Source organism: Methylobacterium sp. GXF4 (assembly GCF_000272495.1).
GTDB lineage: Bacteria > Pseudomonadota > Alphaproteobacteria > Rhizobiales > Beijerinckiaceae > Methylobacterium > Methylobacterium brachiatum.
The window spans coordinates 17,453-41,480 of the sequence record NZ_AKFK01000058.1 but is presented as its reverse complement, the minus strand read 5'-3'; the positions used below and the strand labels follow the sequence as shown (position 1 = coordinate 41,480).

Sequence of the window (24,028 nt, the reverse complement as noted above, 5' to 3'; positions counted from 1 at the left end):
CCCGCCTCAGCGGCCGGCCCGGCTCAACCGGTCGAACAGGCCGCCGGCGTCGAAGTTCCGCTTCTGGATGTCGTCCCAGGAGCCCTGCATGTCCTCGATCTTGAACAGCTTGATCTCGGGGAGCTGCGCGAGGTCGGCGGCCGCGGCCGCCTCGCGGCGGATCGGGCGGTAATGGTGCTTGGCGAAGATCGCCTGCGCGCGGTCGCTGTAGAGGAAGTCGAGATAGGCCTGGGCGGCCTTGGTGGTGCCCTTGCGCTCGGCATTGGCGGCCACCAGAGCCACCGGCGGCTCGGCGTAGATCGAGGTCGGCGGCGACACGATATCGAACTTGTCGGCGCCGAATTCCTGCAGGACCAGGTAGGCCTCGTTCTCCCAGGTCGGCAGCACGTCGCCGAGCCCGCGCTGCGCGAAGGTCACGGTGGAGCCGCGGGCGCCGGTATCGAGCACCGGCACGTTCTTGTAGATCTGGCCCACGAAGGCGTCGGCCTTGGCGGTGTCCTTGTCCTGGGCGTAGGCGTAGCCCCAGGCGGCCAGGAAATTCCAGCGGCCGCCGGCCGAGGTCTTCGGATTCGGGGTGATCACCTTGACGTCGGGCTTGGTCAGGTCGGCCCAATCCTTGACGCCCTTCGGGTTGCCCTTGCGGACCAGGAACACCACCGTCGAGGTGTAGGGCACGGCCTCGTTCGGGAGCTTGGTGCGCCAATCCTCGGGGATCTTGCGGGTCAGCTTGGCGATGGCGTCGATATCGGACGGGATGCCCAGCGTGACCACATCAGCATCGACGCCGTCGATCACCGTCCGCGCCTGGGCGCCCGAGCCGCCATGCGAGGCGCGCACCGTGATCGCCTCGCCGGTCTTGGCCTTCCATTCCTCGGCGAAGACGGCGTTGATCTCGCGGTAGAGTTCCCGGGTCGGGTCGTAGGACACGTTGAGCAGAGCGGTCTCGGCCGCGGCCGGCAGGAAGCTGCTCAGCAGGCCGGCGCTGACCAGCATCGACAGCCCGACCGCCCGGAAGGCCCGGTTCCGTGCCGCACCGTTCTTCATCACGTCCGCTCCCCCAGCCGCCGACGGTCGCGCCACAGGAAGACGCACCCGGAACGCCTTGGATCGTTCGTTTTATCGAACGAAGTCAAGCCGTCCGGACGTGTCTGCGTCAGCGTCGTCGCGGTGCAGGATCGGCGGAATCGCCCGGAACACAAGCGTGCTCAGAGCCCGCTCCTGGCAGAAGGCATGGATCTTCTCTCGCGCGCGGCGCAGGGAGAAGAATGTCGGCGTGTTTCCGGGTTTCTTAGAAAGAACGAACTGGCGTGCGCTGGCGCACATTTCATCCGCCAGGGCTCCGCTGGGCTGGGTCGCGGGACGCCTTACGGCTTGGGCTTGGCGAGCTGCTGGACCAGCGCTTCGAGGCGCTGGCTGATCGGGGCCGCCAGCGTGTCGGCATAGGCCGAGCGCAGGGTCTGGCCGAGATGGCGCCGCACGCTCGGGCCGAGCGCTCCCGCGTTCGTGGAGGCCGCCGTCTCGGACGGGCGCTCCGGGTGCGTCTTCGTCATGATCCCGACTCCTCCGCACATCCCTGTCTCGAGAGTGGCAAGGCTTGGTTAAGAAGCCGTCACGCGGCCGCCGCAGCGAACCGGAACTGGCCGCCCCGGGGCTACGTTGGCGGGCATGACCTCTCACACAGATCGGACCCGCCCCTTGTCCCGCTCACTTTCCCTGACCCTGACGGCGTTCCTGGCGGTCGCGGCGGCAAGCCCCGCCCTGGCGCAGACCAAGCCCGGCGAGATCAAGGGGATTGACGCGATGGGCGACAAGTCACGCAGCGCCCAGGACGGCTGGAGCCAGGCGCCGGTGCCCCGGGAGCAGTCGGCGGCCAAGGACGCGCCGAATCCGGGCGGCAAGTCGATCGGCGAGAACGCCAACCGGCCGGTCCCCGGCGCCGATACCGGCAACTCCACCGGGACCGAGCCGCAGGCGCCGCTGGACCACCGGACGGGCGGCCCCTCCGGCCACAACCCGGCCGCGCCGGCGAAATAATCCGCCGCCCGAAAAGATCTGGTTTCCCAGGATGATAGCCGGCATTCGAACGTGCCGGCCAAAAGGCGACGGCGCCGCGCGCTGTGTCACCCAATCGCACTTGCCTCGTGCACGCTTTTTTGGGACACCCTGGAATTATACCAGATCGCTTTAGGAGCGGAGATGACGGTCCAGGTCTCTAGGCGTGGCCTGCTCAAAGGGGCCGGCGCCGGCCTCGCGGGCGGCTCGCTCGGCGCACTCGGCTTCGGCGGACTTCAGCCGGCCATGGCGGCCGCGGTGCGGCCCTTCAAGCTCGCGCAGATGCGCGAGACGCGCAACACGTGCCCGTACTGCTCGGTGGCGTGCGGCGTCATCCTGTACAGCCTGGGTGACCGCTCGAAGAACGCGCGCTCCTCGGTGATGCATATCGAGGGCGATCCCGATCACCCGGTCAACCGCGGCACGCTCTGCCCGAAGGGCTCGGCGCTGCTCGACTTCGTGCATTCCGAGACCCGCACGAAGTACCCGCTCTACCGCGCGCCCGGCACCTCCGAGTTCAAGCGCGTCTCCTGGGACTTCGCGCTCGACCGGATCGCGACCCTCCTCAAGGAGGATCGGGACAAGAACTTCCTGGCCAAGAACGAAGAGCTCACGGTCAACCGCTGGACCACGACGGGCTTCCTCGGCGCCTCGGCCACCACCAACGAGACGGCCTGGCTGACCTACAAGACAGTCCGAAGCATGGGGGCCCTGGTCTTCGATAATCAGGCCAGGGTTTGACACGGTCCGTCGGTCGCCAGTTTGGCGCCCTCCTTCGGACGCGGTGCGATGACCAACCTCTGGATGGACATCAAGCACGCGGACGTGATTACCGTGATGGGCGGCAATGCCGCCGAAGCGCATCCGTGCGGATTCAAGTGGGTCGTCGAGGCGAAGGCCCATAACAACGCCAAGCTCATCGTCGTCGACCCGCGCTTCACCCGCACGGCGTCGGTGGCCGATCTGTACTGCCCGATCCGGCAGGGGACCGACATCGCGTTCCTGTCGGGTGTCGCGAAGTACCTGATCGACAACGACAAGCTGCAGCACCGCTACGTCGCGGCCTATTCCAACGCGGGCTACGTGGTCCGTGAGGGCTACGATTTCAGCGAGGGGCTGTTCGCCGGCTACGACGCCGACAAGCGCGACTACGACAAGACCACCTGGGACTACGAGATCGGTCCCGACGGCTACGCCGTGGTCGACGAGACGATGCAGCACCCGCGCTGCGTCATGCAGCTGTTGAAGAAGCACATCGCCATCTACACGCCCGAGATGGTGGAGCGGATCTGTGGCTCGCCGAAGGAGACCTTCCTGAAGGTCTGCGAGTTGATGGCGACCACGTCCTCCCCTGAGCGGACGATGGCCTCCCTCTACGCGCTCGGCTGGACGCACCACTCCAAGGGCTCGCAGAACATCCGGTCGATGTGCATCGTCCAGACGCTGCTGGGCAATATCGGCATGCTCGGCGGCGGCATGCAGGCCCTGCGCGGTCACTCCAACATCCAGGGGCTGACCGATCTCGGGCTGATGTCGAACCTCATCCCGGGCTATCTCAACCTGCCCGTGGAGAAGGAGCCGGACTACGCGAGCTACATCGCCAAGCGGCAGTTCAAGCCGCTGCGTCCGGGCCAGACCAGCTACTGGCAGAACTACAACAAGTTCTTCGTCTCGTTCCAGAAGATGATGTGGGGCGACAAGGCGACGAAGGAGAACGACTGGGCGTACGATTACCTGCCCAAGCTCGACGTGCCGACCTACGACGTGATCCGTGGGTTCGAGCTCGCCAAGCAGGGCAAGATGACCGGCTACGTCATCCAGGGCTTCAACCCCCTGCTGTCGTTCCCGAATCGCGCCAAGATGACGGAAGCCTTCTCCAAGATGAAGTTCATCGTGGTGATGGATCCGCTCAAGACGGAGACCGCCCGGTTCTGGGAGAACCACGGCGAGTACAACGACGTCGATCCGACCAAGATCCAGACCGAGGTGTTCGAGCTGCCGACCACCCTGTTCGTGGAGGAGGAAGGCTCGCTGTCGAATTCCAGCCGCTGGCTGCAATGGCACTGGCAGGCGCAGGAAGCGCCGGGCGAGTGCCGCTCGGACATCGAGATCATGTCGGAGATCTTCCTCCGCGTGAAGGCGGCCTACAAGAAGGATGGCGGCGCGTTCCCGGACCCGATCGTCAACCTGAAATGGGACTACGCCATCGCCGAGTCGCCGACGCCGACCGAGCTCGCCCGCGAGCTCAACGGCTACACGGTGGCGCCGACGCCCGACCTCAACGGGACGATCATCCCGGCGGGCAAGCAGGTCGACGGCTTCGCCCAGCTCAAGGACGACGGCACCACCGCCTGCGCGTGCTGGATCTACTCGGGCTGCTACACCGAGAAGGGCAACACCATGGCCCGCCGGGACAACAATGATCCCGGCGACCGCGGCATCGCCCCCAACTGGGCCTTCGCGTGGCCGGCCAACCGGCGCGTGCTCTACAACCGAGCGTCCTGCGACCCGGAGGGCAAGCCCTGGTCGGAGAAGAAGAAGCTCATCGAGTGGAACGGCAAGCAGTGGATCGGCTTCGACGTGCCGGATTACGGCGTCACCGTCGCCCCCGATAAGGGCGTCGGGCCGTTCATCCTGAACCAGGAGGGCGTCGCCCGCCTGTGGACCCGGGGGCTCATGCGCGACGGGCCGTTCCCGACGCATTACGAGCCGTTCGAATCGCCGATGGCCAACATCCCGTTCCCGAAGATCAAGGGCGCCCCGGCGGCCCGGATCTTCAAGGACGACCTGGCCGATCTCGGCGACGCGAAGGAGTTCCCCTACGCGGCGACGAGCTACCGTCTGACCGAGCACTTCCACGGCTGGACCAAGCACGCCCGGATCAACGCGATCCTCCAGCCGGAGGCCTTCGTGGAGATCTCGGAAGAGCTCGCCAAGGAGAAGGGCATCACCAAGGGCGGCTGGGTCCGCGTCTGGTCGAAGCGCGGCTCGCTGAAGGCCAAGGCGGTGGTGACCAAGCGGATCAAGCCGCTGATCTGCGACGGCAAGCCCGTCCACGTCGTCGGCATCCCGCAGCACTGGGGCTTCATGGGCCTGACGAAGAAAGGATGGCACCCGAACTCGCTGACGCCCGTGGTGGGTGACGCGAATACCGAGACGCCGGAGTTCAAGGCCTGGCTCGTGAATATCGAGCCGACCACGCCGCCGTCCGACGCGGTCGCCTGAGGGGAGCTGAGATCATGGCCGATTACAGCTCCCTCGATATCCGCCAGCGCTCCGCCTCCACGGAGACGCCGCCGGAGATCCGCCGCCAGGTGGAGGTCGCCAAGCTCATCGACGTGTCGAAGTGCATCGGCTGCAAGGCCTGCCAGTCGGCCTGCGAAGAGTGGAACGACCTGCGCGACGACATCGGCATCAATCGCGGTGTCTACGACAACCCCCACGACCTCACGCCGAAGTCGTGGACCCTCATGCGGTTCACCGAGTACGAGAACCCGGAGACCCAGAACCTCGAATGGCTGATCCGCAAGGACGGCTGCATGCACTGCACCGAGCCGGGCTGCCTCAAGGCATGCCCGTCCCCGGGCGCGATCGTGCAGTACTCCAACGGCATCGTCGACTTCATCGAGGAGAACTGCATCGGCTGCGGCTACTGCGTGAAGGGGTGCCCGTTCAACATCCCGCGCATCAGCCAGACCGACCACAAGGCGTACAAGTGCACCCTGTGCTCGGACCGGGTCGCGGTCGGTCAGGCTCCGGCCTGCGCCAAGGCGTGCCCGACCGGCTCGATCATGTTCGGCACCAAGCAGGCGATGATCGAGCAGGCCGAGACCCGCGTCGAGGACCTGAAGTCGCGCGGCTTCCAGCATGCCGGCCTCTACGACCCGGCCGGCGTCGGCGGCACGCACGTCATGTACGTGCTGCACCACGCCGACCAGCCGAGCCTCTATGCCGGCCTGCCGAACGACCCGAAGATCTCGCCGCTGGTCGCCTTCTGGAAGGGCGGCGCCAAGGTGTTCGGGCTCGCCGCGATGGGCTTTGCCGCGGTGGCGGGCTTCTTCCACTACGTGACGGCCGGCCCGAACGAGGTCGTGCCCGAGGAAGAGGAGGAGGCGGTCGAGTTCGACGAGGCCAAGCGCCGCGAGAGCGGCGGCGACGAGGCCCGGCCGCACTGACACGTCTTTCGGGCCGGCACAGTGGCTCGAGAGACGCGACATGCCCCCTCTCCTGCACGGGAGAGGGGACCCGCGGCCGGTCCCGCGATCGCGTAGATCCGACGGGCCGCCCGATCTAAAACTCCAGAGCCAGCCCTCGCCGCCGCTGCGGCGCAGGGCCGGCGCCACGTCAGGCGCGAGAAGGCCGATGACGAGCCAGAACGATATCCGGGACGGTGATTCCCGCCCGCTGCATCACGCCAAGTCCGAGGCGCCGGAGGTGATGTACGTCCCGCGCTACACCGGGGTTCAGCGCGTGAATCACTGGATCACCGCGATCCTGTTCACCCTGCTGACCCTCTCGGGGCTGGCGATGTTCACGCCCTACCTGTTCTCGCTGACCGGCCTGTTCGGCGGCGGGCAGGCGACCCGGGCGATCCATCCCTGGTTCGGCGTCGCCCTGGCGGTAAGCTTCTTCTTCCTGTTCGTGCGCTTCTGGAAGCTCAACATCCCCAACAAGGACGATGTCGAGTGGACCAAGCATATCGGCGACGTGGTCACCAACCGGGAGGATCGCCTGCCGGAGCTCGGCAAGTACAATGCTGGCCAGAAGGGCGTGTTCTGGGGTCAGACCGCGCTGATCGGGGTGATGTTCGTCACCGGCCTCGTGATCTGGAACACCTATTTCGGCGGGCTGACCACCATCGAGACCCAGCGCTGGGCGCTGCTCGCCCACTCGCTCGCCGCCGTGATCGCCATCGCGATCATCGTGGTCCACATCTATGCCGGCATCTGGGTGCGGGGCACCGGCCGGGCGATGGTGCGCGGCACGGTGACGGGTGGCTGGGCCTACCGGCATCACCGCAAGTGGTTCCGGCAGATCGCCGGCGCCAAGGTACGCCGGGGCTCGGTCGACAAGCGCGGATCCTGAGGCGTGGCCAATTTCTTCCGGCGCAAGCCCGCGGTCCCGGCCGAGACGACGCAAGCCGCTTCCGAGTCGAAGCCCCGGCGGCGGGATTTCAGTGAGCTGAAGCCCGATCCCGACAAGATCGGGATCTCGGGCTCGGTCCCTTTCGTGCGGCTGCCCGATCCCGGAACGCTGTTCGCCGACCGGGCCGCGCGCCTGACCGCCGCGGCGCCGGGGCATCCGCTCGAGGCCTACTTGCTGTTCGTGGCCGAGGTCGCGCGGGCACAGGCTTCGGTCCAGGCGGCGTTCCCGGCCGCCGAGGCCCCAGCGGCGGCCGACATGGCGCTGCGCGCCGAGCACGGCATGCCGCCCCTGTCGCGCCAGCGGCTCGAGACCGATGCCGGCTTCGACGCCTGCCTCATTGCCCTCCTGGAACAGCTCGACCTGTCGGTGTCGCCCGAGGCGTCCCAGGCGGCGCGGGCGAGCCTGCTGGCGGCCTCCCCGGCCGACCGGCTCGACCTGGCCGTGCAGGTCGTCGAAGGCGCGCTGCCGGTGGAGCGGATCGCCGAATGCGTGTTCGTGGCGGCGGCCCTGCAGGTCCGGTTCGCCCAGGATGCGGCGCGGCTCGACGCATCCGCCCTGAAGCCCGTGGCCGACGGGGTCTGCCCGTGCTGCGGCGGCGCGCCCGTGGCGAGCGTGGTGGTGAGCTGGACCCCGGCCGACAAGGCCCGGTACCTGAGCTGCTCGGTCTGCGGCACCCTGTGGAACCACGTCCGGATCCGCTGCACCGCCTGCGGCTCCGGCGAGGGCATCAGCTATTACGGGCTCGACGAGGTGTCGAAGGACGTCCAGGTCGAGACCTGCACGACCTGCCACAGCTACATCAAGCACCTGCACCAGCATCGGGCGCCGGCGCTCGACCCGGTGGCGGACGACATCGCGTCCTATGGCCTCGACCTGAAGATTACCGAGGACGGGTTTCGCCGGGCGGGACTGAACTTGCTGTTCATCGTTTGAGTCCCGGATCCACAAGGTCCGGGACCTTGTGCGGGTGCAGGGCGGAGCCCTGCTAAGAGCCTCTCACAAAAACCCTGCCGCACCGTCGCGTGCGAAGGGAGAGCTCCCGGGAACCGGGAGTTTTGTGAAGCGCTCCAAGTCCCGCGCTCAGACTGCGCTTCGCGTCATCGTTTCCGAAAGCCGGCGTCCACCGTTCGGGATGATGCTCTAGCGATACCCGTAGCGGCTCTTGGCGGCGGCCAGGAGGTGAAGCGCCTCGCCGGACTTGCCGGCAGCGCATTCCGCGGCGGCCTGGCTGAGGTCGGCGTTGAAGCGGTCGCCCACCGGCTTGTTGAGGTTGCCGGTCGCCACGTCGCTGTCGACGATGGCCTTGGTGCGCGCGATCTCCGGGCCGCAGCCGCTGCCCGTCGGCAGGGCCAGCGGCGCCGGCACGACGGGCGAGGGCTCGGAGACCTTGGGCGCGGCGGCGCGCTGCTGGCAGGCACCCAAGGTCGCGGCGGCGAGAACGACGAGACTGAGACGCATCGGGAGACGGTACGCGGGCACGGCGATCATCCTGTTGCGGCGCACGGGCTGCGCCGCCGGGGTTTTGAGCCGAGCTTGGCAGTGGGTCAATCGCCCCGGCGGCATGGCTGTGCGCTGTGATGATCACGCATCGCGCGCGGTGTGATCCGGGGCTGAGATGCCCTGACCTTCCCGCAGAGGGTGCAGGTCCCCTCTCCCGTGCGGAAGAGGGGGCGCGTCGAGCCCTCGGCCCGCGCGGGTGAGCGCGTCCTACTTGGCCTTGTCCGACAGGGCCTTCAGGCCCGATTCGTAGATTCCCTGGATGGCGTCGACCGCCACGGTGTCGGGGGCGCCCTTGGCGTTGAAGGTGCCGCTCCAGGTCACCTTGGAGCCCGTGCCCTCGGGGGCGACGGCCAACGTCGACTTGTAGTCGGCGACCGGCAGCGGACCTTCCAGGATCGTGTAGGTGTAGCTCATCACCTTGTCGTCGCGGGAGACCTGCTCCTCCTTGAGGGTGCCGCCGCCCTTCAGGCTCAGCGTGCGGACCTTCATGCCGTCCTTGTCGGACAGGACGCACTTCTCGATGGCCGGGTGCCAGTCGCCGATGCCGCAGAACTCGCCGATCGTCTGCCAGACCTTGGCCGGCGGCGCGGCGATGTCGGCCGAGCGCGTCACCTCCAGGGCATGACCCGCCACGGTGGAAGCGGCCAGCGCCAGGGCGGCGAGAGGCAGGGGCCGGCTGAAAGCGAAGGGCATCGGGGGGAGTCTCCATCCATGACGATCGCGGCGGGCGCCGCGCAGCCTCTGAGGGCCGCGCTTGAGCTAGGCCGGGATGCCCGCCTCGGCAATGGTCCGGATGGAGGGGGTGGGTGGCCGCGCCCAGACGACGCAATGTGTCGGGCGGCCGCGCGTATCCCAAATCCTCCCCTCATTCTGATGCGCCGGGCGATCGAGGATCGCTCGGCCGCGTAGGAGTGCTCCGCCGAGGGCGCTGCGTCGCGATGCGGGCGTGGCTGGGAAGGACCTGACGAGCCCCTACCCTACCAGCCATCCACCGCATCGACCTCGACGGGATACCCATAGCCCGGGACCGGCACGTAGGCCGGGCGCACGACGGTGCGGGTATACGTGGCCGGGAGCGTGCGCCGGCCCATCTGGTCGAGATCGGCCAGGCTGTCGTCCGGCGCGTAGGGATCGCGGCTCCGGGCGACCCGGCGGCTGCGCACGGCGCGCTCGGCCACCACGGCATCCGCGCCCTCGATCTGGACGCGGGTCCGGTTCATGCCCTGCGCCTTGACCAGGTTGAACAGCGTCGCGGCGTTGCGCACCGACAGGCGCACGCAGCCATGCGAGGCCGCGCGGCCCAGGCTGCGAACGTGGTTGGTGCCGTGGATCGCGTGACCCTGGGTGGTGAAGAACATCGCGAACGGCATGGGCGCGTCGTCCCACTCCTTCGAGAAGTGGGTGCGCTCCATCCGGAACGGCCGATACGAGCCGGACGGGGTGTCGTAGGCCTCGACCCCGGTGGAGACCGGCCAAGTGTAGCGCGGCTGCCCGTCGACCGAGACCTCCATCCGCTGGGAGGATTTGTCGACGCTGATGAGCACATCCGCCCGCGCCGCCGGCGGCGCGGCGGTCCAGAGAAGGAGCCCCGACAGGACCGAGACCAGACCGATACGCATGTACGACCTCGATAGATGGGCGAAGACAGCTTTCAGATAGGCTAAGCCATTGGCAACGCCAAGGTTCCTGGGCGCAGGCCGGCGGCCGCGGGGCTCGACTGCGCAGAGCGCGCCCCGCGAGGCAACCCAGGACAGCGCGCGATCCCAAACCGTGGCGTATCCCACGGGTGTGGTGCTGCGCGCGCGACGACCGCGCAGGTTCGATTCGGCACGGAAGATGCGGCCGTTGACACGCGCCCGCGCCCGGGCGCCTCCTCCCCGTCCCGAACCCGGAGATCCCATGGTCTTCCCATCCACCCTCGACCCCGCCCTCGCCGCCGAGATCGAAGCCTCCGTGGCGGAGGGCTTCGCCGACCAGGTCGCACACACGCAGGCGCTGATCCGGTTCGCCTCCCTGCGCGGGGCCGAGCATGCCTGCCAGGATTACGTGTTCGGGGCGTTCCGGGCCCGGGGCTACGCCACCGAGCGCTTCGCCATGGACCGGGCCGCCATCGCGGCCCATCCGGGCGGCTCGAAGATCGATGACCGGCATTCGGATGCCCCGATCGTGGTCTGCCACCACCGTCCGCAGACCGAGACCGGGCGCTCGCTGATCCTGCAGGCCCATGTCGACGTGGTGCCGGAAGGGCCTCTCGACCTGTGGACCCATCCGCCCTTCGACCCGGTGATCGAGGGCGACTGGCTCTACGGCCGCGGCGGCGGCGACATGAAGGCGGGGCACGCCGCCAACCTGTTCGCCCTCGACGCGCTCGCCCGCCTCGGCCTCCAGCCCGCCGCCGCGGTGACGATCCAGTCGGTGGTGGAGGAGGAATCCACCGGCAACGGCGCGCTCGCGACCCATCTGCGCGGCTACCGGGCCGACGCCGTGCTGATCCCGGAGCCCGAGGACGAGAAGCTCGTGCGCGCCAATACCGGCGTGCTGTGGTTCACGGTCGAGGTCCGGGGCGTGCCGGTCCATGTCCGCGAGATGGGGGCCGGCGCCAACGCCATCGACGCGACCTATCGGGTGATCGGCGCCCTGCGGGAGCTCGAGGCGCGCTGGAACGCCGAGAAGTCCGCGCACCGCCACTTCGCGGCGGAGGACCATCCGATCAACCTGAATATCGGCAAGATCGAGGGCGGCGACTGGGCCTCCTCGGTGCCGGCCTGGTGCCGGATCGATTGCCGGGTCGCGCTCTATCCGGGCGTCCCGGCCGCGAAGGCCGCCGCCGAGATCGAGGCCGCGGTCGCGAACTTCGCCCGCACCGACCCATTCCTCGGCAACAGCCCGCCGCGCGTGGCCTTCAACGGGTTCTTCGCCGAGGGCTACGTGCTGGAAGAGGGCTCGGAGGCCGAGGCCGTGCTCGGCCGCGCCCATGAGCGGGCGATGGGCACCAAGCTGCAGAGCTTCATGTCGCCGAGCTATCTCGATACCCGAGTCCACGCCCTCTACGACCGGGTTCCGGCCCTGTGCTACGGGCCGATCGCCCAGAACGTCCACGGCTTCGACGAGCGCGTCAGCCTCGCCTCGGTGAAGCGCTGCACCACCGCGATGGCGTTGTTCGTGGCCGAATGGTGCGGGACGGAGCGGCGACCGGGCTGAGGCTTCGGTCCTTCGTATGGAGCGCAGGTCCCCTCTTCCGTGCGGGCTAGCGGATTCACGGAACTCGGTCCGGTTGGTTCTCGGCAGCAGGGGACGTCTCTCCGAGGCTGACACGCGCCTTCCCTCCCCCCTCTGCGGGGGAGGGTGGCGCGCTTGGGGTTGGCCTTGGTTCGCGTCCGGCAGCGATGTGTGAACATCGTAGCCCGCGTGGGAGAGGGGCCGCGTCGCGGCCCGCACACGGTGATACTAGACCATCGTAGCCCGCGCGGAAGGGGACCTGTCCCTCATCCGGCGATCCGTGCCCCCCTTAGGGAATCAGCCGGTCCGCCCGGAGCTGGGTGAAGAGGTCGTAGAAGGCGTCGTCGGTCGGCTGATACGCCGAAAAACCCAGGCGCCGGCTCTTGCTCATGTCGGTGACGACCTCGATCGGCCGGCCGAGATCGGCGTCGGTGTGCCAGGGCGAGGCGAGCTTCGCGAGGTCCGGCTCGGCCAGGCCGTGCTGCTTGGCGATCTCGGCCCAGGCCGGCCCGTCCTGGGCCATCCGCTCTTCCAGCGGCCGCACCGTGCCGTCGAACGGCACCGCCTCGATCCCGAACCAGTCGGCGATCCGACCCCACATCCAGCTCCAGCGGAAGACGTCGCCGTTGACGACGTTGAACGCCTCGTTGGCGGCCTTCGGCTCGGTGGAGGCCCAGAGCAGATGGCGGGCGAGCAACCTGGCATCGGTCATGTCGGTCAGCCCGTTCCACTGGGCGGCCGAGCCCGGGAAGGTGAAGGGCCGGTTGAGCGCACGGCACAGGGTGGCGTAGCAGGCCAGCGTCGTGCCCATGTTCATGGCGTTGCCCACCGCCTTGCCGATGATCGTGTGCGGCCGGTGCACGCTCCAGGCGAAGCCGTCGCGGGCGCTGGCGTCGAACACCGCGTCCTCCTGGGCGTAGTAGAAATTCTCGATGTCGAGCCGGCCCTGGTCCTCGCGGAACGGCGTCTGCGGCAGGGTGCCCTTCCCGTAGGCCTCGAATGGGCCGAGATAGTGCTTCAGCCCGGTCACCAGGGCGACGTGGCGGACGCTACCCATCGGCCGCAGGGCGTCGAGCAGGTTCTCGATCATCGCCCGGTTGACCCGGATCATCTCGGCCTCGGTCGGGCGCCGCTGCCAGGTCGCCAGGAAGACGTGGCTCGGGGCGAGGCCGGCCAGGGCCGTCTCCAGGGAGGCCGGGTCCTGCAGGTCGGCCACGACGGGCTCGACCCCCGCCATCGCCACCGGCTTGCGGGCGAGGCCCGCGACGCGCCAGCCCTCCTCGGTGAGCCGCGCCGCGGTGGCGCTCCCGACGATCCCGCTGGCGCCGACGATCAGGGCGGTGTTCGACATGCACATCCTCTCGACCTGGCTCACATCCAGGTTGAGCGGCAGATGCGGCCGTCACCCACAGGCTTCAAGGCCAACCGGCGCCGCCCTCCCCCGCGTCGCGGGTATTGGCGGGGTGTCGATGGGTAGAGGTCAGCGACTAGGCACACCCGGTGTCATCCCTCTGCGGGAGACGGTGCTCACGACTTTCCGGGCGCTGCGCGGGTTCCCCCTCTCCCCGCACGCGGGGCGAGGGGATCGCGGCCCGTAGGCCGGTGCTAGAACGTCAGGGGCCGGTACGGCAGGCTCGATCGCGATCCAGCGGCCGCCAACCCCCGCCCCTCACGCCACCCGGTCGATCGCCGCGCCCAGCACCTCGACGATCTCGCCGATCTGGCCGCGCTCCAGGATCAGCGGCGGCGACAGGGCGATGATGTCGCCGGTGACGCGGGTGAGCAGGCCGCGCTGGAAGCAATCCACGAACAGCTCGTAGGCGCGCTTGCCGGGGGCGTCGGGCCGGGGCGCCAGCTCGATGCCGGCGATCAGCCCGATGGTGCGGATGTCGATGACGTTCTTGCGCCCGCGCAGGTCGTGCATCGCCGCCGCCCAATCGTCGGCGAGGTCGGCGGCGCGGGTGAGCAGCCCCTCCTCCCGGTAGATGTCGAGCGTGGCCAGCCCGGCCGCGCAGGCCACCGGGTGGCCGGAATAGGTGTAGCCGTGGAACAGCTCGATCCCGTCCGGGCCGTTCATCAGCGCGTCGTGCACCGGGCGGCTCGCGAACACCGCGCCCATCGGCACCGTGCCGTTGGTCAGGCCCTTGGCGCTGGTGACGAGGTCCGGCACCACGCCGAAATAATCGGTGGCGAAGGGCGCGCCGAGGCGGCCGAAGCCGGAGATCACCTCGTCGAAGATCAGCAGGATGCCGTGCTTCGTGCAGAGCGCGCGCAGGCGCTCGAGATAGCCCTTCGGCGGGATCAGCACGCCGGTTGAGCCGGCCACCGGCTCGACGATGCAGGCCGCGATGGTCTCGGCGCCGTGGAGCGCCACCAGCCGCTCGAGATCCTCGGCGAGCTCCGCCCCGTGCTCGGGCTGGCCCTTCACGAAGGCGTTGCGGGCCGGGTCGTGGGTGTGGCGCAGGTGGTCGGTGCCGTTGAGCTGCGGGAAGACCCGGCGGTTCGAGACGATGCCGCCCACCGACAATCCGCCGAAGCCGACCCCGTGATAGCCGCGCTCCCGGCCGATCAGCCGGGTCCGGGTCCCCTGCCCGATCGCCCGCTGGTAGGCGAGCGCGATCTTGAGCGCGGTATCGACCGATTCCGAGCCGGAATTGGTGAAGAACACCCGGTCGAGGCGCTGGTCCGGCCCGCCGGGGGCGATATCGGCGAGGCGCTCGGCGAATTCGAAGGCGATCGGGTGACCCATCTGGAAGGTCGGGGCGAAGTCGAGCGTCGCGAGCTGGCGCTCCACCGCCGCCGCGATCCCCCGGCGCCCGTGCCCGGCATTGACGCACCAGAGCCCGGCGGTGCCGTCCAGGACCGTGCGGCCGTCATCGGCCGTGTAGTGCATGCCCTCGGCGGCCACGAGCATCCGCGGCGCCGCCTTGAACTGACGGTTGGCCGTGAACGGCATCCAGAAGGCGTCGAGCGACGGCGTGTTGCGCAGGGGATGGTCGGTCATCGGGCGGCTCTCCGGGGCGGCGATCGGTCCAGGGGACACCCTGGCGGATCGGGCAACAAGTCCTTTTCTGATCGCCGCCAAGCCCTTGCAGAATCGGGGCCGCGGGCGCCACCGTTGCGGGATCCTCAACACCTGAAACGGGGCCCGGGCGAATGAGCATCGATGTCGGCGCGCGCCTGCGCTTCGTGCGGGCCCGCCACGGCCTGTCGCAGCGGGCGCTGGCCAAGCGGGCCGGAGTGACGAACTCGGCGATCTCGCTGATCGAGGCGAACCGGGTGAACCCCTCGGTGGGCGCCCTGAAGCGGATCCTCGACGGGGTGCCGATCGGCATGGCCGAGTTCTTCGCGCTCGAACCGGAGCCCGAGCGCAAGGCGTTCTTCGCGGCCGACGAGCTCACCGAGATCGGCCGCAAGGCGGCCAAGGGGGCGATCTCGTTCCGGCAGGTGGGCGACAGCCTGTTCGGGCGCAAGCTGCAGATCCTCAAGGAGCGCTACGAGCCCGGGGCCGATACCGGCCGGGTGCCGCTCTCCCACGAGGGCGAGGAGGGCGGCATCGTGCTCTCCGGGCGCCTGGAGGTCACGGTCGGCGAGGAGCGGCGCATCCTCGGCCCCGGCGACGCCTACAGCTTCGACAGCCGCCGCCCGCACCGCTTCCGCTGCGTCGGCCCCAACCCGTGCGAGCTGGTCAGCGCCTGCACGCCGCCGAGTTTTTGAAGCTGCACAAAACGGCTGGAAATCCTGGTTTCAAAAGGTCGTCGACCTTTTGCGGGTGCAGGGCGGGGCCCTGCTCTCTTCAGGGGCTCTGCCCCCGAACCCCGCCAAAGGGCTGAGCCCTTTGGGAACCCGGTCCGTGCCCGCATTCGCTCAAAAGCGGCGGATCCGGCTAACGCCGGATTCACGGGCGGCGCGTAGGAGGGGTGCATGAGCGCTCTCGCCGCCACCGCCAGCCGGATGCTGGCCTCGTCCCAGAACCAGGCGATCGGCACCGCGGTCGCGCGCCAGCAGATCAACGCCGAGAAGGCCGTGGCCGGGCTCGTGGCGGAGACCGCCCAGGGCGCCGCCGCCTCAGGCCCGCCGGCGCCTTCCGGACAGGGCCAGCGCGTCGACCTGCGGGTCTGACATCCCCTAGTCGAAACCGTAGAGGCGGCGCGGGTTGTCCACGAAGAGCCGGCGGCGTCGCTCCGCGTCCGGCACCCACTCGGCTATCAGGTCGAGCAGGTCGGCCAGGCGCGGCGGCCCGTCCCAGGCGGCCACGTGCGGCCAGTCCGAGCCCCAGAGGCAGCGCTCGGGGGCGGCGTCGTTGAGGGCGCGGGCGAACGGGATCGTGTCCGCGTAGGGCGGGCCAGCCACCGAATCCCGGAAGGCGCCCGAGAGCTTGACCCAATGGCCGTCGCGCACGAGGCCGAGCAGGGTCTGGAAGCCCGGATGCTCCACCCCCGCCGAGGCCGGCATGTGGCCCATATGGTCGAACACCAGGGGCACCGGCAGCCGCGCCAGGCGCGTGGCGATGGGCGGCAGGTCGCGGGCGTCGAGCAGGAACTGCAGGTGCCAGCCCATCTCCCGGGCGAGCGCCCCGTAGGCCTCGACCGCGTCGAGGCCGACCCCGCCGCCGAACAGCACGTTCAGGCGCAGGCCCACCACCCCGGCCTCCTTCAGGGCGGCGAGCTCCGCGTCGGGCAGGCCCAGCGGGATCACCGCGATGCCGCGCAGGCGCTGCCGGTTGGCCCGGAGCGTCTCCACCATCAGGCGGTTGTCGGTGCCGTGGACGCTGACCTGGACCAGCACGCCGTTGGCCATGCCGGTGGCGTCGAGCATCGCCAGATACCGGTCCGCCGGGGCGGCCGGGGGCGTGTAGCTGCGGTCGGCCACCAGCGGATAGGCCGGCGGCAGGCCGATCACGTGGGCGTGGGTGTCGACCGCGCCGGCGGGCACCCGGTAGCGGGTCGGCCCGCCCGGATGCGGATCCGGGGCGGGGCAGTCTCGGATCTCCGGCATGGTCAGGTGTCCGCGTGCAGGACCCGGCCGCGGGTCTCGGGCAGCGCGAAGGCCGCCAGGAAGAAGATCCCGTAGGCGATCGCCGCGAAGATCGCGATGGCCGAGGCGAGGCCGGCGCGCTCGGCGAGATAGCCCACGAGCGCCGGGAACAGGGCGCCCACGCCCCGGCCGAAATTGTAGCAGAAGCCCTGCCCCGAGCCGCGCAGGCGGGTCGGGTAGAGCTCGGTCAGGAAGGCGCCCATCCCGGAGAAGTAGCCCGAGGCGAAGAAGCCAAGCGGGAAGCCCAGAACCCAGAGCACGCTGTTGGAGAGCGGGATCTGCGTGTAGGCGACGATCACCGCGATGGCGCCGAGCGAGAAGATCAGGAACAGCGGCCGGCGCCCGAGCCGGTCGGCGAGCCAGGCGCCGACCAGGTAGCCGGCGAACGAGCCGATGATCAGCGCCGCGAGATAGCCCGTGGAGGACACCACCGACAGGCCCCGCTCGGTGGTGAGGAAGCGCGGCACCCAGGTGGTGATCGCGTAATAGCCGCCCTGGCAGCCCGCCGCCGCCAGCGAGGCGAGCAGGGTGGTCTTGAGGATCGGGCCCGAGAAGATCTCCCAGATCTTCGGCCGGTCGCCGGTGGCGATGGCCCGGGCCCGGGTCTCGGCGGCGACCTGCGGCTCCTGGACGTAGCGGCGCAGGTAGAAGATTAGCAGGGCCGGCAGGGCGCCGATCGCGAACATCCAGCGCCAGGCGATCTCGGGGGGCAGCAGCGAGAAGGTCACCGCCTGCGCCAGCACCGCCATGCCCCAGCCGATCGCCCAGCCGGACTGGACCGAGCCGACGGCGCGGCCGCGATACTCGGCCCGGATGGTCTCGCCGATCAGCACGGCGCCGGCCGCCCACTCGCCGCCGAAGCCGAGTCCCAGGATCGCCCGGGCGATGAGCAGCTGCTCGAAATTCTGCACGAAGGCGCAGAGCAGCGAGAACACCGAGAACCACAGGATGGTGATCTGGAGGGTGAGCACCCGGCCGATCCGGTCGGCGATGAAGCCCGCGAGCCAGCCGCCGAGCGCCGAGGCGAGCAGCGTCACGGTGGCGGCGAGCCCGGCCGTGCCGGAATCGACGTGCCAGAGGGCCATGATCGTCCCGATCACCAGCGGGTAGATCATGAAGTCCATGCCGTCGAGGCACCAGCCGGCGGCGCATGCCCAGAAGGTGTGCCGCTCCGTCGAGGTCATGGAGCGGTAAAAGGCCATGAGGCTGGCGTCGCGGATCTCCACCGCCTCCACGCCCGTATTCCCCGGCCCGGATTCCGTACGCATCACACTCTCCCACCACCGGGTACCAGTATCGGCGCCAATAGCCGAGCTGTGCAACCGTGGGGAGGCGCCACGCAAGGAAAAGGCCGCCCGGAGGCGGCCTTTCCCAATGGGTCCCGGTTCAGGCGCCGCTCAGTAGCAGCGCTCGACCAGGACCCGGCGGTAGCCGTAGGGGGTCCAGCGCACCCGCGGGACCGTGTAGCAACCGCCGCCGTAGCCGTAATCGCCGGCATAGCCGACCGGGGCGTAGCCGCCGCCGTAGCCGTAGCCGTAACCCGGATAGCCGTAACCACCGTAGCCGCCGTAGAGGCCGCCGGCCGCCAGACCCAGGCCGACGCCGAGACCCAGGCCGCCGAGGCCGTAGCCGTAGCCGCCGCGATAGCCGTAGCCGCGGCCGTAGAAGCCCCGGCCGTAGCCGCCGTGGAAGCCGGCGCCGCGGAACCCGCCATAGCCGCCGCGGAACCCGCCGAAGCCGCCGCCCCGGAAGCCGCCGAATCCGGCACCCCGGAAGCCGCCGCCGAATCCACCACCGTGGAACCCGCCGCCGTGGAACCCGCCGCCATGGAATCCGCCGCCGCCGAAGCCGCGCGCATCGGCGGTGGCCGGCATCACGACCAGGGCACCCGCCGCCAGCATGGCCGAGCCGAGCACTGCACCCTTCATCTTGTATCTCCGTCGATTCTAACCGCCCTCGTGAGCCAGAAACGCCTGAGTATTGAAAACAGTTCAGGTGCCGCCCGCGGCGCGCGGCCGCTGGCGGAGGCGCAAGCCCGGCGCCATCCTGAGCCGCGAAGCTTCGGTCCCGGACACGAAAATCGCCGTTTTCCCAGGCGAAAGGCGCTGCGCCTGCCCTCGCCCCCGCCTTCGGGCCCACGGAACCACCGATGACGACGCGCCCGGTTCACGCTCTGTTGATCGCGCTCGCGATGACGCTCGCGGTCGCCGGCGCGGCCGTGGCGGCCCCGGCCGCGCCGGATCTCTGCCGCGCCGTCCAGGCGCAGGGCGAGGCGTTCACGGTCTGCACGATCGACCTGCGCCGGCAGCGGCTGCGGCTGTTCTGGCTCCAGGAGGACGGCCGGCCCTACGGCGCCCTGGGGACCCTCGCCGAGAAGCAGGGCGGGCGCCTCGCCTTCGCGATGAATGCCGGCATGTACGACAAGGAGCAGGCGCCGGTGGGCCTCTATGTCGAGGACGGGCGGGAGATGAAGCGCGTCTCGACCGCGGACGGGCCGGGCAACTTCCACCTCAAGCCCAACGGCGTGTTCTGGGTGAAGGGCGACAAGGCCGGCGTGCTCGACACCGGCCATTACCTCCGGGCGAAGATCCGGCCCGACTTCGCCACGCAATCCGGCCCGATGCTGGTGATCGACGGCCAGATCCACCCCAAGATTTCCACCGACGGTCCGAGCCAGAAGATCCGCAACGGCGTCGGGGTGCAGGAGGACGGGCGCGTGGCGGTGTTCGCCATCTCCGAGCGCCCGGTGACCTTCGGAGCCTTCGCCCGCCTGTTCCGGGACGACCTCGGCTGCCGGGACGCCCTGTTCCTCGACGGCACGGTCTCGAGCCTCTACGCGCCGAATCTCGGCCGCTCGGACATCAGCCGGCCGCTGGGGCCGCTGATCGGGGCGCTCGTGCGCTGAAGGCGCGCTCGGCATCCCGCATCACAGCGGGTCCGATCCCGGATCTCACCATCGAACGACCATGCGGCCGCGGACCGGCCAAGGATCGGCGTCCGGCCCGGGGCCGCGAGGTCGATCGCCCTGCGGTTCGGAACCGCCGTTAGCGCTTGGACGCGCGCACCGCCCCCGATATACTCAGACAAAACAAAGGGGGGAATCATGGCTCGGTCGAAGCTTGCCGCCAGCGTTGCGGCGATGGTGTTCGCGACGAGTTCGGCGGGGGCGCAAGTCCCGCAAACGATCCTGTACGGCGCGGCCTATTACGACGAGTATACGCCGGTCGACCGGGTCGACGAAGACGCCCGGATGATGAAGGCGGCGGGCATCACCGTCGTCCGGATCGCCGAATCCACTTGGGGCACCTTGGAGCCCCAGCCGAACGTCTTCAATTTCAGCCATATCGACCGGACCCTCGCGGCGATGAATCGCGAGGGCATCAAGGTCATCATCGGCACGCCGACCTATGCCGTGCCGACCTGGCTGGCGCGCCAGCACCCCGACATCCTGCTGCAGCCGGGTGCCTACGGTCCGCGGCAGAACATGGACATCACCAATCCCCATTATCGCGCGGCCGCCGAGCGCGTCATCGTGGCCCTGATCGACCACGTGAAGGACGATCCGGCGGTCATCGGCTACCAGGTCGACAACGAGACCAAGTCGTTCGGTACCAGCGGCCCCAACGTCCAGGCCGCCTTCGTTGCGGCCATGAAGACCAAATGGTCGAGCCTCGACGATCTCAACAAGGCTTGGGGGCTCGACTACTGGAGCAACCGGATCAACAGCTGGGACGATTTCCCGTCGGTCAACGCGTCGATCAACGCCAGTATGACGAACGCCTTCCAGGCCTTCCAGCGCGGGCTCGTGACCGACTTCCTCGCGTGGCAGGCGGATCTGGTCCGTCGGCACGCCCGCCCCGGCCAGTTCGTCACCCAGAACTTCGACCTCGACTGGCGCGGCTATTCCTACGGCATCCAGCCCGACGTCAACCATTGGGAGGCCGCCAAGGCGCTCGATGTGGCGGGCATCGACATCTACCATCCCAGCCAGGAGAAGCTGACCGGGACCGAGATCGCCTTCGGTGGCGACGTGGCCCGCTCGATGCGCGGCGGCGCGAATTACCTGGTGATCGAGACGCAGGCGCAGGGGTTCCCGGAATGGACGCCCTTCCCCGGCCAGCTGCGCCTGCAGGCCTTCAGCCACCTCGCCTCGGGTGCGAAGATGGTCGAGTACTGGCACTGGGCCACGACCACGAACTCGTTCGAGACCTACTGGCGCGGGCTGCTGACGCAGGACTACAAGCCCAACCCGGTCTACGACGAGGCGAAGACGATCGGCGCCGACCTCAAGCGGCTCGGGCCGAAGCTCGCCGACATGAAGAAGACGAACCGCGTCGCCCTCTACGTCAGCAACGCCGCGTTGAGCGCCTTCGATTCGTTCAAGATCAACACGCACGACTTCAAGGGCAATGCCGATCGGACGCCCGTGACCTACAACGAGGTGGTACGCGGGTTCTACGATGCGCTGTACCGGCAGAACATCGAGGTGGACCTGATCTCTCCGTCCTCCACGGTGCCGCTCGATCAATACAAGCTGATCGTGGTGCCGGCGCTCTACGCGGCGAGCGACGCGGAGATCGCCAAGCTCAATGACTGCGCCAAGGCGGGCGCCCACGTACTCTACAGCTTCAAGAGCGGCTTCTCCGACGAGAACACGAAGGTGCGCTTCGCGGCGCAGCCGGGTGGAATCGCGGAGGCGGCGGGGGTGACCTATCAGCTGTTCACGGTCCCCGAGGGCGTATCCCTCGCGGGCGACCCGTTCGGCGTCGGCGCTGCCGACAACAAGGCCCGCTGGTGGATGGAGATGCTGACCCCGACCACCGCGACGGTGGTGGCGCGCTACCAGAGCCCGTCCTGGCCCGCCGCCGCCGCGGTGACGCGCAACAGCTGGGGCTCGGGCGAGGTGACCTATGTCGGCTTCATGCCGACCGATGCCCTGGCCGAGAAGATCCTGGCGGATGCGGCCAAGCGCGCCGGGATCGATGTTCCCGCGGTGCACTGGCCAATCATCGTGCGCGGGGGCACGCTGACGAACGGGCATCCGGTCCGCTACGTGCTGAACTACTCCGCGACGGCCCAGGCCACGCCCGCGATGGTGAGCGGCACCGAGCTTCTCAGCGGTCGGGCGGTCACGCGCGGCAAGCCGATCGACCTGCCGGCTTGGGGCGTCGCGATCCTCGAAGGCGAGTCCGCAACGCCCTGATCGGAGGGTCGCGCTCGGCCGCGGGGCCGCGCGCGACCGGAGGGCGCTCTAGCGCTGCCCGAACGCCGTGTCCTTGAACAGGTCCTTGTATTCCCGCGGCTGGGAGCGCCAGTACTGCTTCGGCGCCCGCACCTGGGCGCCGAGCTCGGCCGCGGCGTGCCAGGGCCAGCGCGGATCGTACAGCATGGCCCGGGCGAGCGAGATCGCGTCGGCCTTGCCCTCGGCCAGGATCGCCTCCGCCTGCTGCGCCTCGGTGATCAGGCCGACCGCGATGGTGGTCAGCCCGGTCTCGGCCTTGATCCGCTCGGCATGGGGCACCTGGTAGCCCGGCCCGAGCTTGATCGTCTGCTTGGGCGAGACACCGCCGGTGGAGACGTGCAGCGCCGGCGAGCCGGCCCGCTTGAGCGCCTGGCCCAGGGCGACAGTCTCGTCGAGGTCCCAGCCGTCCTCGACCCAGTCGGTGGCCGAGACCCGCAGCCAGACCGGGCTGCCGGCCGGCACGACGTCGCGCACGGCGTCGTAGACTTCGAGGGGAAAGCGCATCCGGTTCTCGAGGCTGCCGCCATACTGGTCGGTGCGCTTGTTGGCGATCGGCGACAGGAACTGGTGCAGCAGGTAGCCGTGGGCGCCGTGCAGCTCGACCGCCTCGATCCCCAGCCGCACGGCGCGCTTGGCCGTGGCGACGAACTGGTCGCGGACGCGCTTCAGGTCGGCGGCGTCGAGGGCGTGGGGCGGCACCTCGGCTTCGCCGTGCGGGACCGCGGAGGGTGCCTCCGTGCGCCAGCCATAGGGATGCTCGGGCGGGATCTGCTGGCCGCCCTCCCAGGGCGTCTGGCTCGACGCCTTGCGGCCGGCATGGGCGATCTGGATGCAGATCGGGATCGGGGCGTATTCGCGCACCGCCTCCAGCACCCGGCCGAGCGCCCGCTCGCAGCCGTCCGAGTACAGGCCGAGATCCCAGGCGGTGATCCGCGCCTCCGGGGAGACCGCCGTGGCCTCCAGGGTCAGCAGGCCGGCGCCCGACTGGGCGAGCTGGCCGAGATGGATCATGTGCCAGTCGGTGGCCTCGCCGTCCCGGGCCGAATACTGGCACATCGGTGCGATCAGGATGCGGTTCTCGAGGGTGAGGGCATCCAAGGCGAGCGGTTCGAACAGGCGGGCGGTCATGGGCGGCTCCGTTACGGGCCGGGCCAATGTGGCGCAGCAGCGCGGCCGCGGCCAGCGCCGGCATGTGCGGTAGCCCACCCGCCAGGCGGCTCCGGCACGGCGCCGCGGGAACCGAGCGCCGGTTCGTTAACTTTTGGCAGGACGACGGCTCGAAGCCGCCGATGCGAACCGCCTGAGGGGGCGTGATCGCGTGAGGTCCTCTCCATGTTTCACCCGACCCGTTCCACCCGACTCGCCGCCCTTGCAGCCGCCCCGTTTGCCCTGGCGGCATTCCTGGCCGTCCCGGCCGACGCCCAGCCGGCCGCGTTCGGCGGCCCGAAGATCCTGATCCATGGCAATTACTGCGGCCCGGGCAACAACGCCCCGCTGCCGCCGATCGACGCCCTCGACGCGGCCTGCGCCCGCCACGACGCCTGCACCCCGAATGGCGGCCTGCCGTCCCAGGCCTGCAACCTGCGGCTCCAGCAGGAGGCGACCCTGATCTCGCGCGACCCGCGCCAGCCCCAGGATCTCCGGGCCCTGGCGGGCTTCGTCGCCGCGAGCGCGACCCTGATCCCCACCGAGTCCGGGCCGCAGCGCCTGCCGGCCTCGGTCTCCACGGACGCGGTGCCGGGCGCCTACGCCCCGACCCTGTCCCGGCCGACGCCGTCGGCCGATCCGTCCGAGGACGAGCCGGACGACGAGTGAGGCTGAGCCGGGGCGCGT

At 69.6% G+C, this 24,028-nt stretch carries 22 protein-coding genes; 11 read left to right on the top strand and 11 right to left on the bottom strand.

Annotated features, from left to right (window positions below; genetic code table 11):
- Positions 1-6: 6 nt before the first annotated feature.
- Positions 7-1,044, bottom strand: coding sequence for a sulfate ABC transporter substrate-binding protein (locus WYO_RS13360; RefSeq protein WP_007563211.1), 1,038 nt, complete (start codon positions 1,042-1,044; stop codon positions 7-9).
- Between the two features lie 320 nt (positions 1,045-1,364).
- The gene (locus WYO_RS13355) at positions 1,365-1,550 is read right to left on the bottom strand and encodes a hypothetical protein (RefSeq protein ID WP_007563209.1); all 186 of its coding nucleotides are present in this window, start codon (positions 1,548-1,550) and stop codon (positions 1,365-1,367) included.
- Between the two features lie 145 nt (positions 1,551-1,695).
- Here WYO_RS13355 and WYO_RS13350 point away from each other — a divergent pair, with 145 nt between their 5' ends.
- From WYO_RS13350 to fdhE, 5 genes are all read left to right on the top strand, one after another.
- Positions 1,696-2,034, top strand: coding sequence for a hypothetical protein (locus WYO_RS13350; RefSeq protein ID WP_007563207.1), 339 nt, complete (start codon positions 1,696-1,698; stop codon positions 2,032-2,034).
- A gap of 162 nt (positions 2,035-2,196) precedes the next feature.
- Complete coding sequence (gene fdnG / locus WYO_RS13340; protein ID WP_081496973.1) at positions 2,197-5,277, top strand: formate dehydrogenase-N subunit alpha; 3,081 nt, start codon at positions 2,197-2,199, stop codon at positions 5,275-5,277.
- A gap of 14 nt (positions 5,278-5,291) precedes the next feature.
- Complete coding sequence (gene fdxH / locus WYO_RS13335) at positions 5,292-6,227, top strand: formate dehydrogenase subunit beta (RefSeq protein WP_007563200.1); 936 nt, start codon at positions 5,292-5,294, stop codon at positions 6,225-6,227.
- A 187-nt stretch (positions 6,228-6,414) separates the two neighbouring features.
- Complete coding sequence (locus tag WYO_RS13330) at positions 6,415-7,137, top strand: formate dehydrogenase subunit gamma (protein WP_007563198.1); 723 nt, start codon at positions 6,415-6,417, stop codon at positions 7,135-7,137.
- A gap of 3 nt (positions 7,138-7,140) precedes the next feature.
- Complete coding sequence (gene fdhE / locus WYO_RS13325; RefSeq protein WP_007563196.1) at positions 7,141-8,130, top strand: formate dehydrogenase accessory protein FdhE; 990 nt, start codon at positions 7,141-7,143, stop codon at positions 8,128-8,130.
- Between the two features lie 207 nt (positions 8,131-8,337).
- On the opposite strand, the gene WYO_RS13320 is transcribed toward fdhE, so the two are convergent.
- The 3 genes from WYO_RS13320 to WYO_RS13310 all read right to left on the bottom strand — a co-directional run bounded on the left by WYO_RS13320 (position 8,338) and on the right by WYO_RS13310 (position 10,316).
- Entirely contained in the window at positions 8,338-8,685 is a 348-nt protein-coding gene (locus WYO_RS13320) for a hypothetical protein (RefSeq protein ID WP_007563194.1), read from the bottom strand.
- 219 nt (positions 8,686-8,904) lie between these two features.
- Positions 8,905-9,390 (bottom strand): SRPBCC family protein, encoded by a 486-nt coding sequence (locus WYO_RS13315; RefSeq protein WP_007563192.1) that lies wholly within the window; start codon positions 9,388-9,390, stop codon positions 8,905-8,907.
- A 284-nt stretch (positions 9,391-9,674) separates the two neighbouring features.
- Positions 9,675-10,316: a L,D-transpeptidase gene (locus WYO_RS13310; protein ID WP_007563190.1), complete on the bottom strand. Its 642-nt coding sequence runs from the start codon at positions 10,314-10,316 to the stop codon at positions 9,675-9,677.
- Positions 10,317-10,596: 280 nt separating this feature from the next.
- On the opposite strand from WYO_RS13310, the gene WYO_RS13305 reads away from it, so the two are divergent.
- Entirely contained in the window at positions 10,597-11,898 is a 1,302-nt protein-coding gene (locus tag WYO_RS13305) for an ArgE/DapE family deacylase (protein ID WP_007563188.1), read from the top strand.
- A gap of 307 nt (positions 11,899-12,205) precedes the next feature.
- On the opposite strand, the gene WYO_RS13300 is transcribed toward WYO_RS13305, so the two are convergent.
- Both WYO_RS13300 and WYO_RS13295 read right to left on the bottom strand, forming a co-directional pair.
- Positions 12,206-13,267, bottom strand: coding sequence for an SDR family oxidoreductase (locus WYO_RS13300; protein ID WP_007563187.1), 1,062 nt, complete (start codon positions 13,265-13,267; stop codon positions 12,206-12,208).
- A 318-nt stretch (positions 13,268-13,585) separates the two neighbouring features.
- The gene (locus tag WYO_RS13295; RefSeq protein ID WP_007563186.1) at positions 13,586-14,920 is read right to left on the bottom strand and encodes an aspartate aminotransferase family protein; all 1,335 of its coding nucleotides are present in this window, start codon (positions 14,918-14,920) and stop codon (positions 13,586-13,588) included.
- 152 nt (positions 14,921-15,072) lie between these two features.
- Here WYO_RS13295 and WYO_RS13290 point away from each other — a divergent pair, with 152 nt between their 5' ends.
- Together WYO_RS13290 and WYO_RS13285 are read left to right on the top strand one after the other, a co-directional pair.
- Positions 15,073-15,633 (top strand): cupin domain-containing protein, encoded by a 561-nt coding sequence (locus WYO_RS13290; protein WP_007563185.1) that lies wholly within the window; start codon positions 15,073-15,075, stop codon positions 15,631-15,633.
- A gap of 207 nt (positions 15,634-15,840) precedes the next feature.
- Positions 15,841-16,038 carry a hypothetical protein gene (locus WYO_RS13285; RefSeq protein WP_007563183.1) on the top strand — a complete coding sequence of 66 codons (198 nt, stop codon included), beginning with the start codon at positions 15,841-15,843 and terminating at the stop codon, positions 16,036-16,038.
- Positions 16,039-16,044: 6 nt separating this feature from the next.
- Here the strand turns inward: WYO_RS13285 and WYO_RS13280 are convergent, their stop codons facing one another.
- The 3 genes from WYO_RS13280 to WYO_RS13270 all read right to left on the bottom strand — a co-directional run bounded on the left by WYO_RS13280 (position 16,045) and on the right by WYO_RS13270 (position 18,881).
- Complete coding sequence (locus WYO_RS13280) at positions 16,045-16,914, bottom strand: amidohydrolase family protein (RefSeq protein WP_007563182.1); 870 nt, start codon at positions 16,912-16,914, stop codon at positions 16,045-16,047.
- A 2-nt stretch (positions 16,915-16,916) separates the two neighbouring features.
- On the bottom strand, positions 16,917-18,221 hold the full coding sequence (locus WYO_RS13275; RefSeq protein WP_007563181.1) for an MFS transporter: 1,305 nt from the start codon (positions 18,219-18,221) through the stop codon (positions 16,917-16,919).
- A 129-nt stretch (positions 18,222-18,350) separates the two neighbouring features.
- On the bottom strand, positions 18,351-18,881 hold the full coding sequence (locus WYO_RS13270) for a hypothetical protein (protein WP_007563180.1): 531 nt from the start codon (positions 18,879-18,881) through the stop codon (positions 18,351-18,353).
- 263 nt (positions 18,882-19,144) lie between these two features.
- On the opposite strand from WYO_RS13270, the gene WYO_RS13265 reads away from it, so the two are divergent.
- Positions 19,145-19,858: a phosphodiester glycosidase family protein gene (locus WYO_RS13265; RefSeq protein ID WP_244424169.1), complete on the top strand. Its 714-nt coding sequence runs from the start codon at positions 19,145-19,147 to the stop codon at positions 19,856-19,858.
- A gap of 198 nt (positions 19,859-20,056) precedes the next feature.
- The gene (locus tag WYO_RS13260) at positions 20,057-22,156 is read left to right on the top strand and encodes a beta-galactosidase (RefSeq protein ID WP_007563178.1); all 2,100 of its coding nucleotides are present in this window, start codon (positions 20,057-20,059) and stop codon (positions 22,154-22,156) included.
- A 48-nt stretch (positions 22,157-22,204) separates the two neighbouring features.
- Here WYO_RS13260 and WYO_RS13255 read toward each other — a convergent pair whose 3' ends face one another.
- Positions 22,205-23,323, bottom strand: coding sequence for an NADH:flavin oxidoreductase/NADH oxidase (locus WYO_RS13255; RefSeq protein WP_007563177.1), 1,119 nt, complete (start codon positions 23,321-23,323; stop codon positions 22,205-22,207).
- Positions 23,324-23,527: 204 nt separating this feature from the next.
- Here WYO_RS13255 and WYO_RS13250 point away from each other — a divergent pair, with 204 nt between their 5' ends.
- Positions 23,528-24,010 carry a hypothetical protein gene (locus tag WYO_RS13250; RefSeq protein WP_007563176.1) on the top strand — a complete coding sequence of 161 codons (483 nt, stop codon included), beginning with the start codon at positions 23,528-23,530 and terminating at the stop codon, positions 24,008-24,010.
- Positions 24,011-24,028: the final 18 nt, after the last annotated feature.

Excerpts from the sequence above, each read along its gene's own strand:
- WYO_RS13360 (WP_007563211.1), bottom strand. The coding sequence starts at position 1,044 with ATGAAGAACGGTGCGGCACGGAACCGGGCCTTCCGGGCGGTCGGGCTG.
- WYO_RS13355 (WP_007563209.1), bottom strand. The coding sequence starts at position 1,550 with ATGACGAAGACGCACCCGGAGCGCCCGTCCGAGACGGCGGCCTCCACG.
- fdxH (WP_007563200.1), top strand. The coding sequence starts at position 5,292 with ATGGCCGATTACAGCTCCCTCGATATCCGCCAGCGCTCCGCCTCCACG.
- WYO_RS13330 (WP_007563198.1), top strand. The coding sequence starts at position 6,415 with ATGACGAGCCAGAACGATATCCGGGACGGTGATTCCCGCCCGCTGCAT.
- WYO_RS13320 (WP_007563194.1), bottom strand. The coding sequence starts at position 8,685 with ATGATCGCCGTGCCCGCGTACCGTCTCCCGATGCGTCTCAGTCTCGTC.
- WYO_RS13315 (WP_007563192.1), bottom strand. The coding sequence starts at position 9,390 with ATGCCCTTCGCTTTCAGCCGGCCCCTGCCTCTCGCCGCCCTGGCGCTG.
- WYO_RS13310 (WP_007563190.1), bottom strand. The coding sequence starts at position 10,316 with ATGCGTATCGGTCTGGTCTCGGTCCTGTCGGGGCTCCTTCTCTGGACC.
- WYO_RS13305 (WP_007563188.1), top strand. The coding sequence starts at position 10,597 with ATGGTCTTCCCATCCACCCTCGACCCCGCCCTCGCCGCCGAGATCGAA.
- WYO_RS13300 (WP_007563187.1), bottom strand. The coding sequence starts at position 13,267 with ATGTCGAACACCGCCCTGATCGTCGGCGCCAGCGGGATCGTCGGGAGC.
- WYO_RS13295 (WP_007563186.1), bottom strand. The coding sequence starts at position 14,920 with ATGACCGACCATCCCCTGCGCAACACGCCGTCGCTCGACGCCTTCTGG.
- WYO_RS13290 (WP_007563185.1), top strand. The coding sequence starts at position 15,073 with ATGAGCATCGATGTCGGCGCGCGCCTGCGCTTCGTGCGGGCCCGCCAC.
- WYO_RS13285 (WP_007563183.1), top strand. The coding sequence starts at position 15,841 with ATGAGCGCTCTCGCCGCCACCGCCAGCCGGATGCTGGCCTCGTCCCAG.
- WYO_RS13280 (WP_007563182.1), bottom strand. The coding sequence starts at position 16,914 with ATGCCGGAGATCCGAGACTGCCCCGCCCCGGATCCGCATCCGGGCGGG.
- WYO_RS13275 (WP_007563181.1), bottom strand. The coding sequence starts at position 18,221 with ATGCGTACGGAATCCGGGCCGGGGAATACGGGCGTGGAGGCGGTGGAG.
- WYO_RS13270 (WP_007563180.1), bottom strand. The coding sequence starts at position 18,881 with ATGAAGGGTGCAGTGCTCGGCTCGGCCATGCTGGCGGCGGGTGCCCTG.
- WYO_RS13265 (WP_244424169.1), top strand. The coding sequence starts at position 19,145 with ATGACGCTCGCGGTCGCCGGCGCGGCCGTGGCGGCCCCGGCCGCGCCG.
- WYO_RS13260 (WP_007563178.1), top strand. The coding sequence starts at position 20,057 with ATGGCTCGGTCGAAGCTTGCCGCCAGCGTTGCGGCGATGGTGTTCGCG.
- WYO_RS13255 (WP_007563177.1), bottom strand. The coding sequence starts at position 23,323 with ATGACCGCCCGCCTGTTCGAACCGCTCGCCTTGGATGCCCTCACCCTC.
- WYO_RS13250 (WP_007563176.1), top strand. The coding sequence starts at position 23,528 with ATGTTTCACCCGACCCGTTCCACCCGACTCGCCGCCCTTGCAGCCGCC.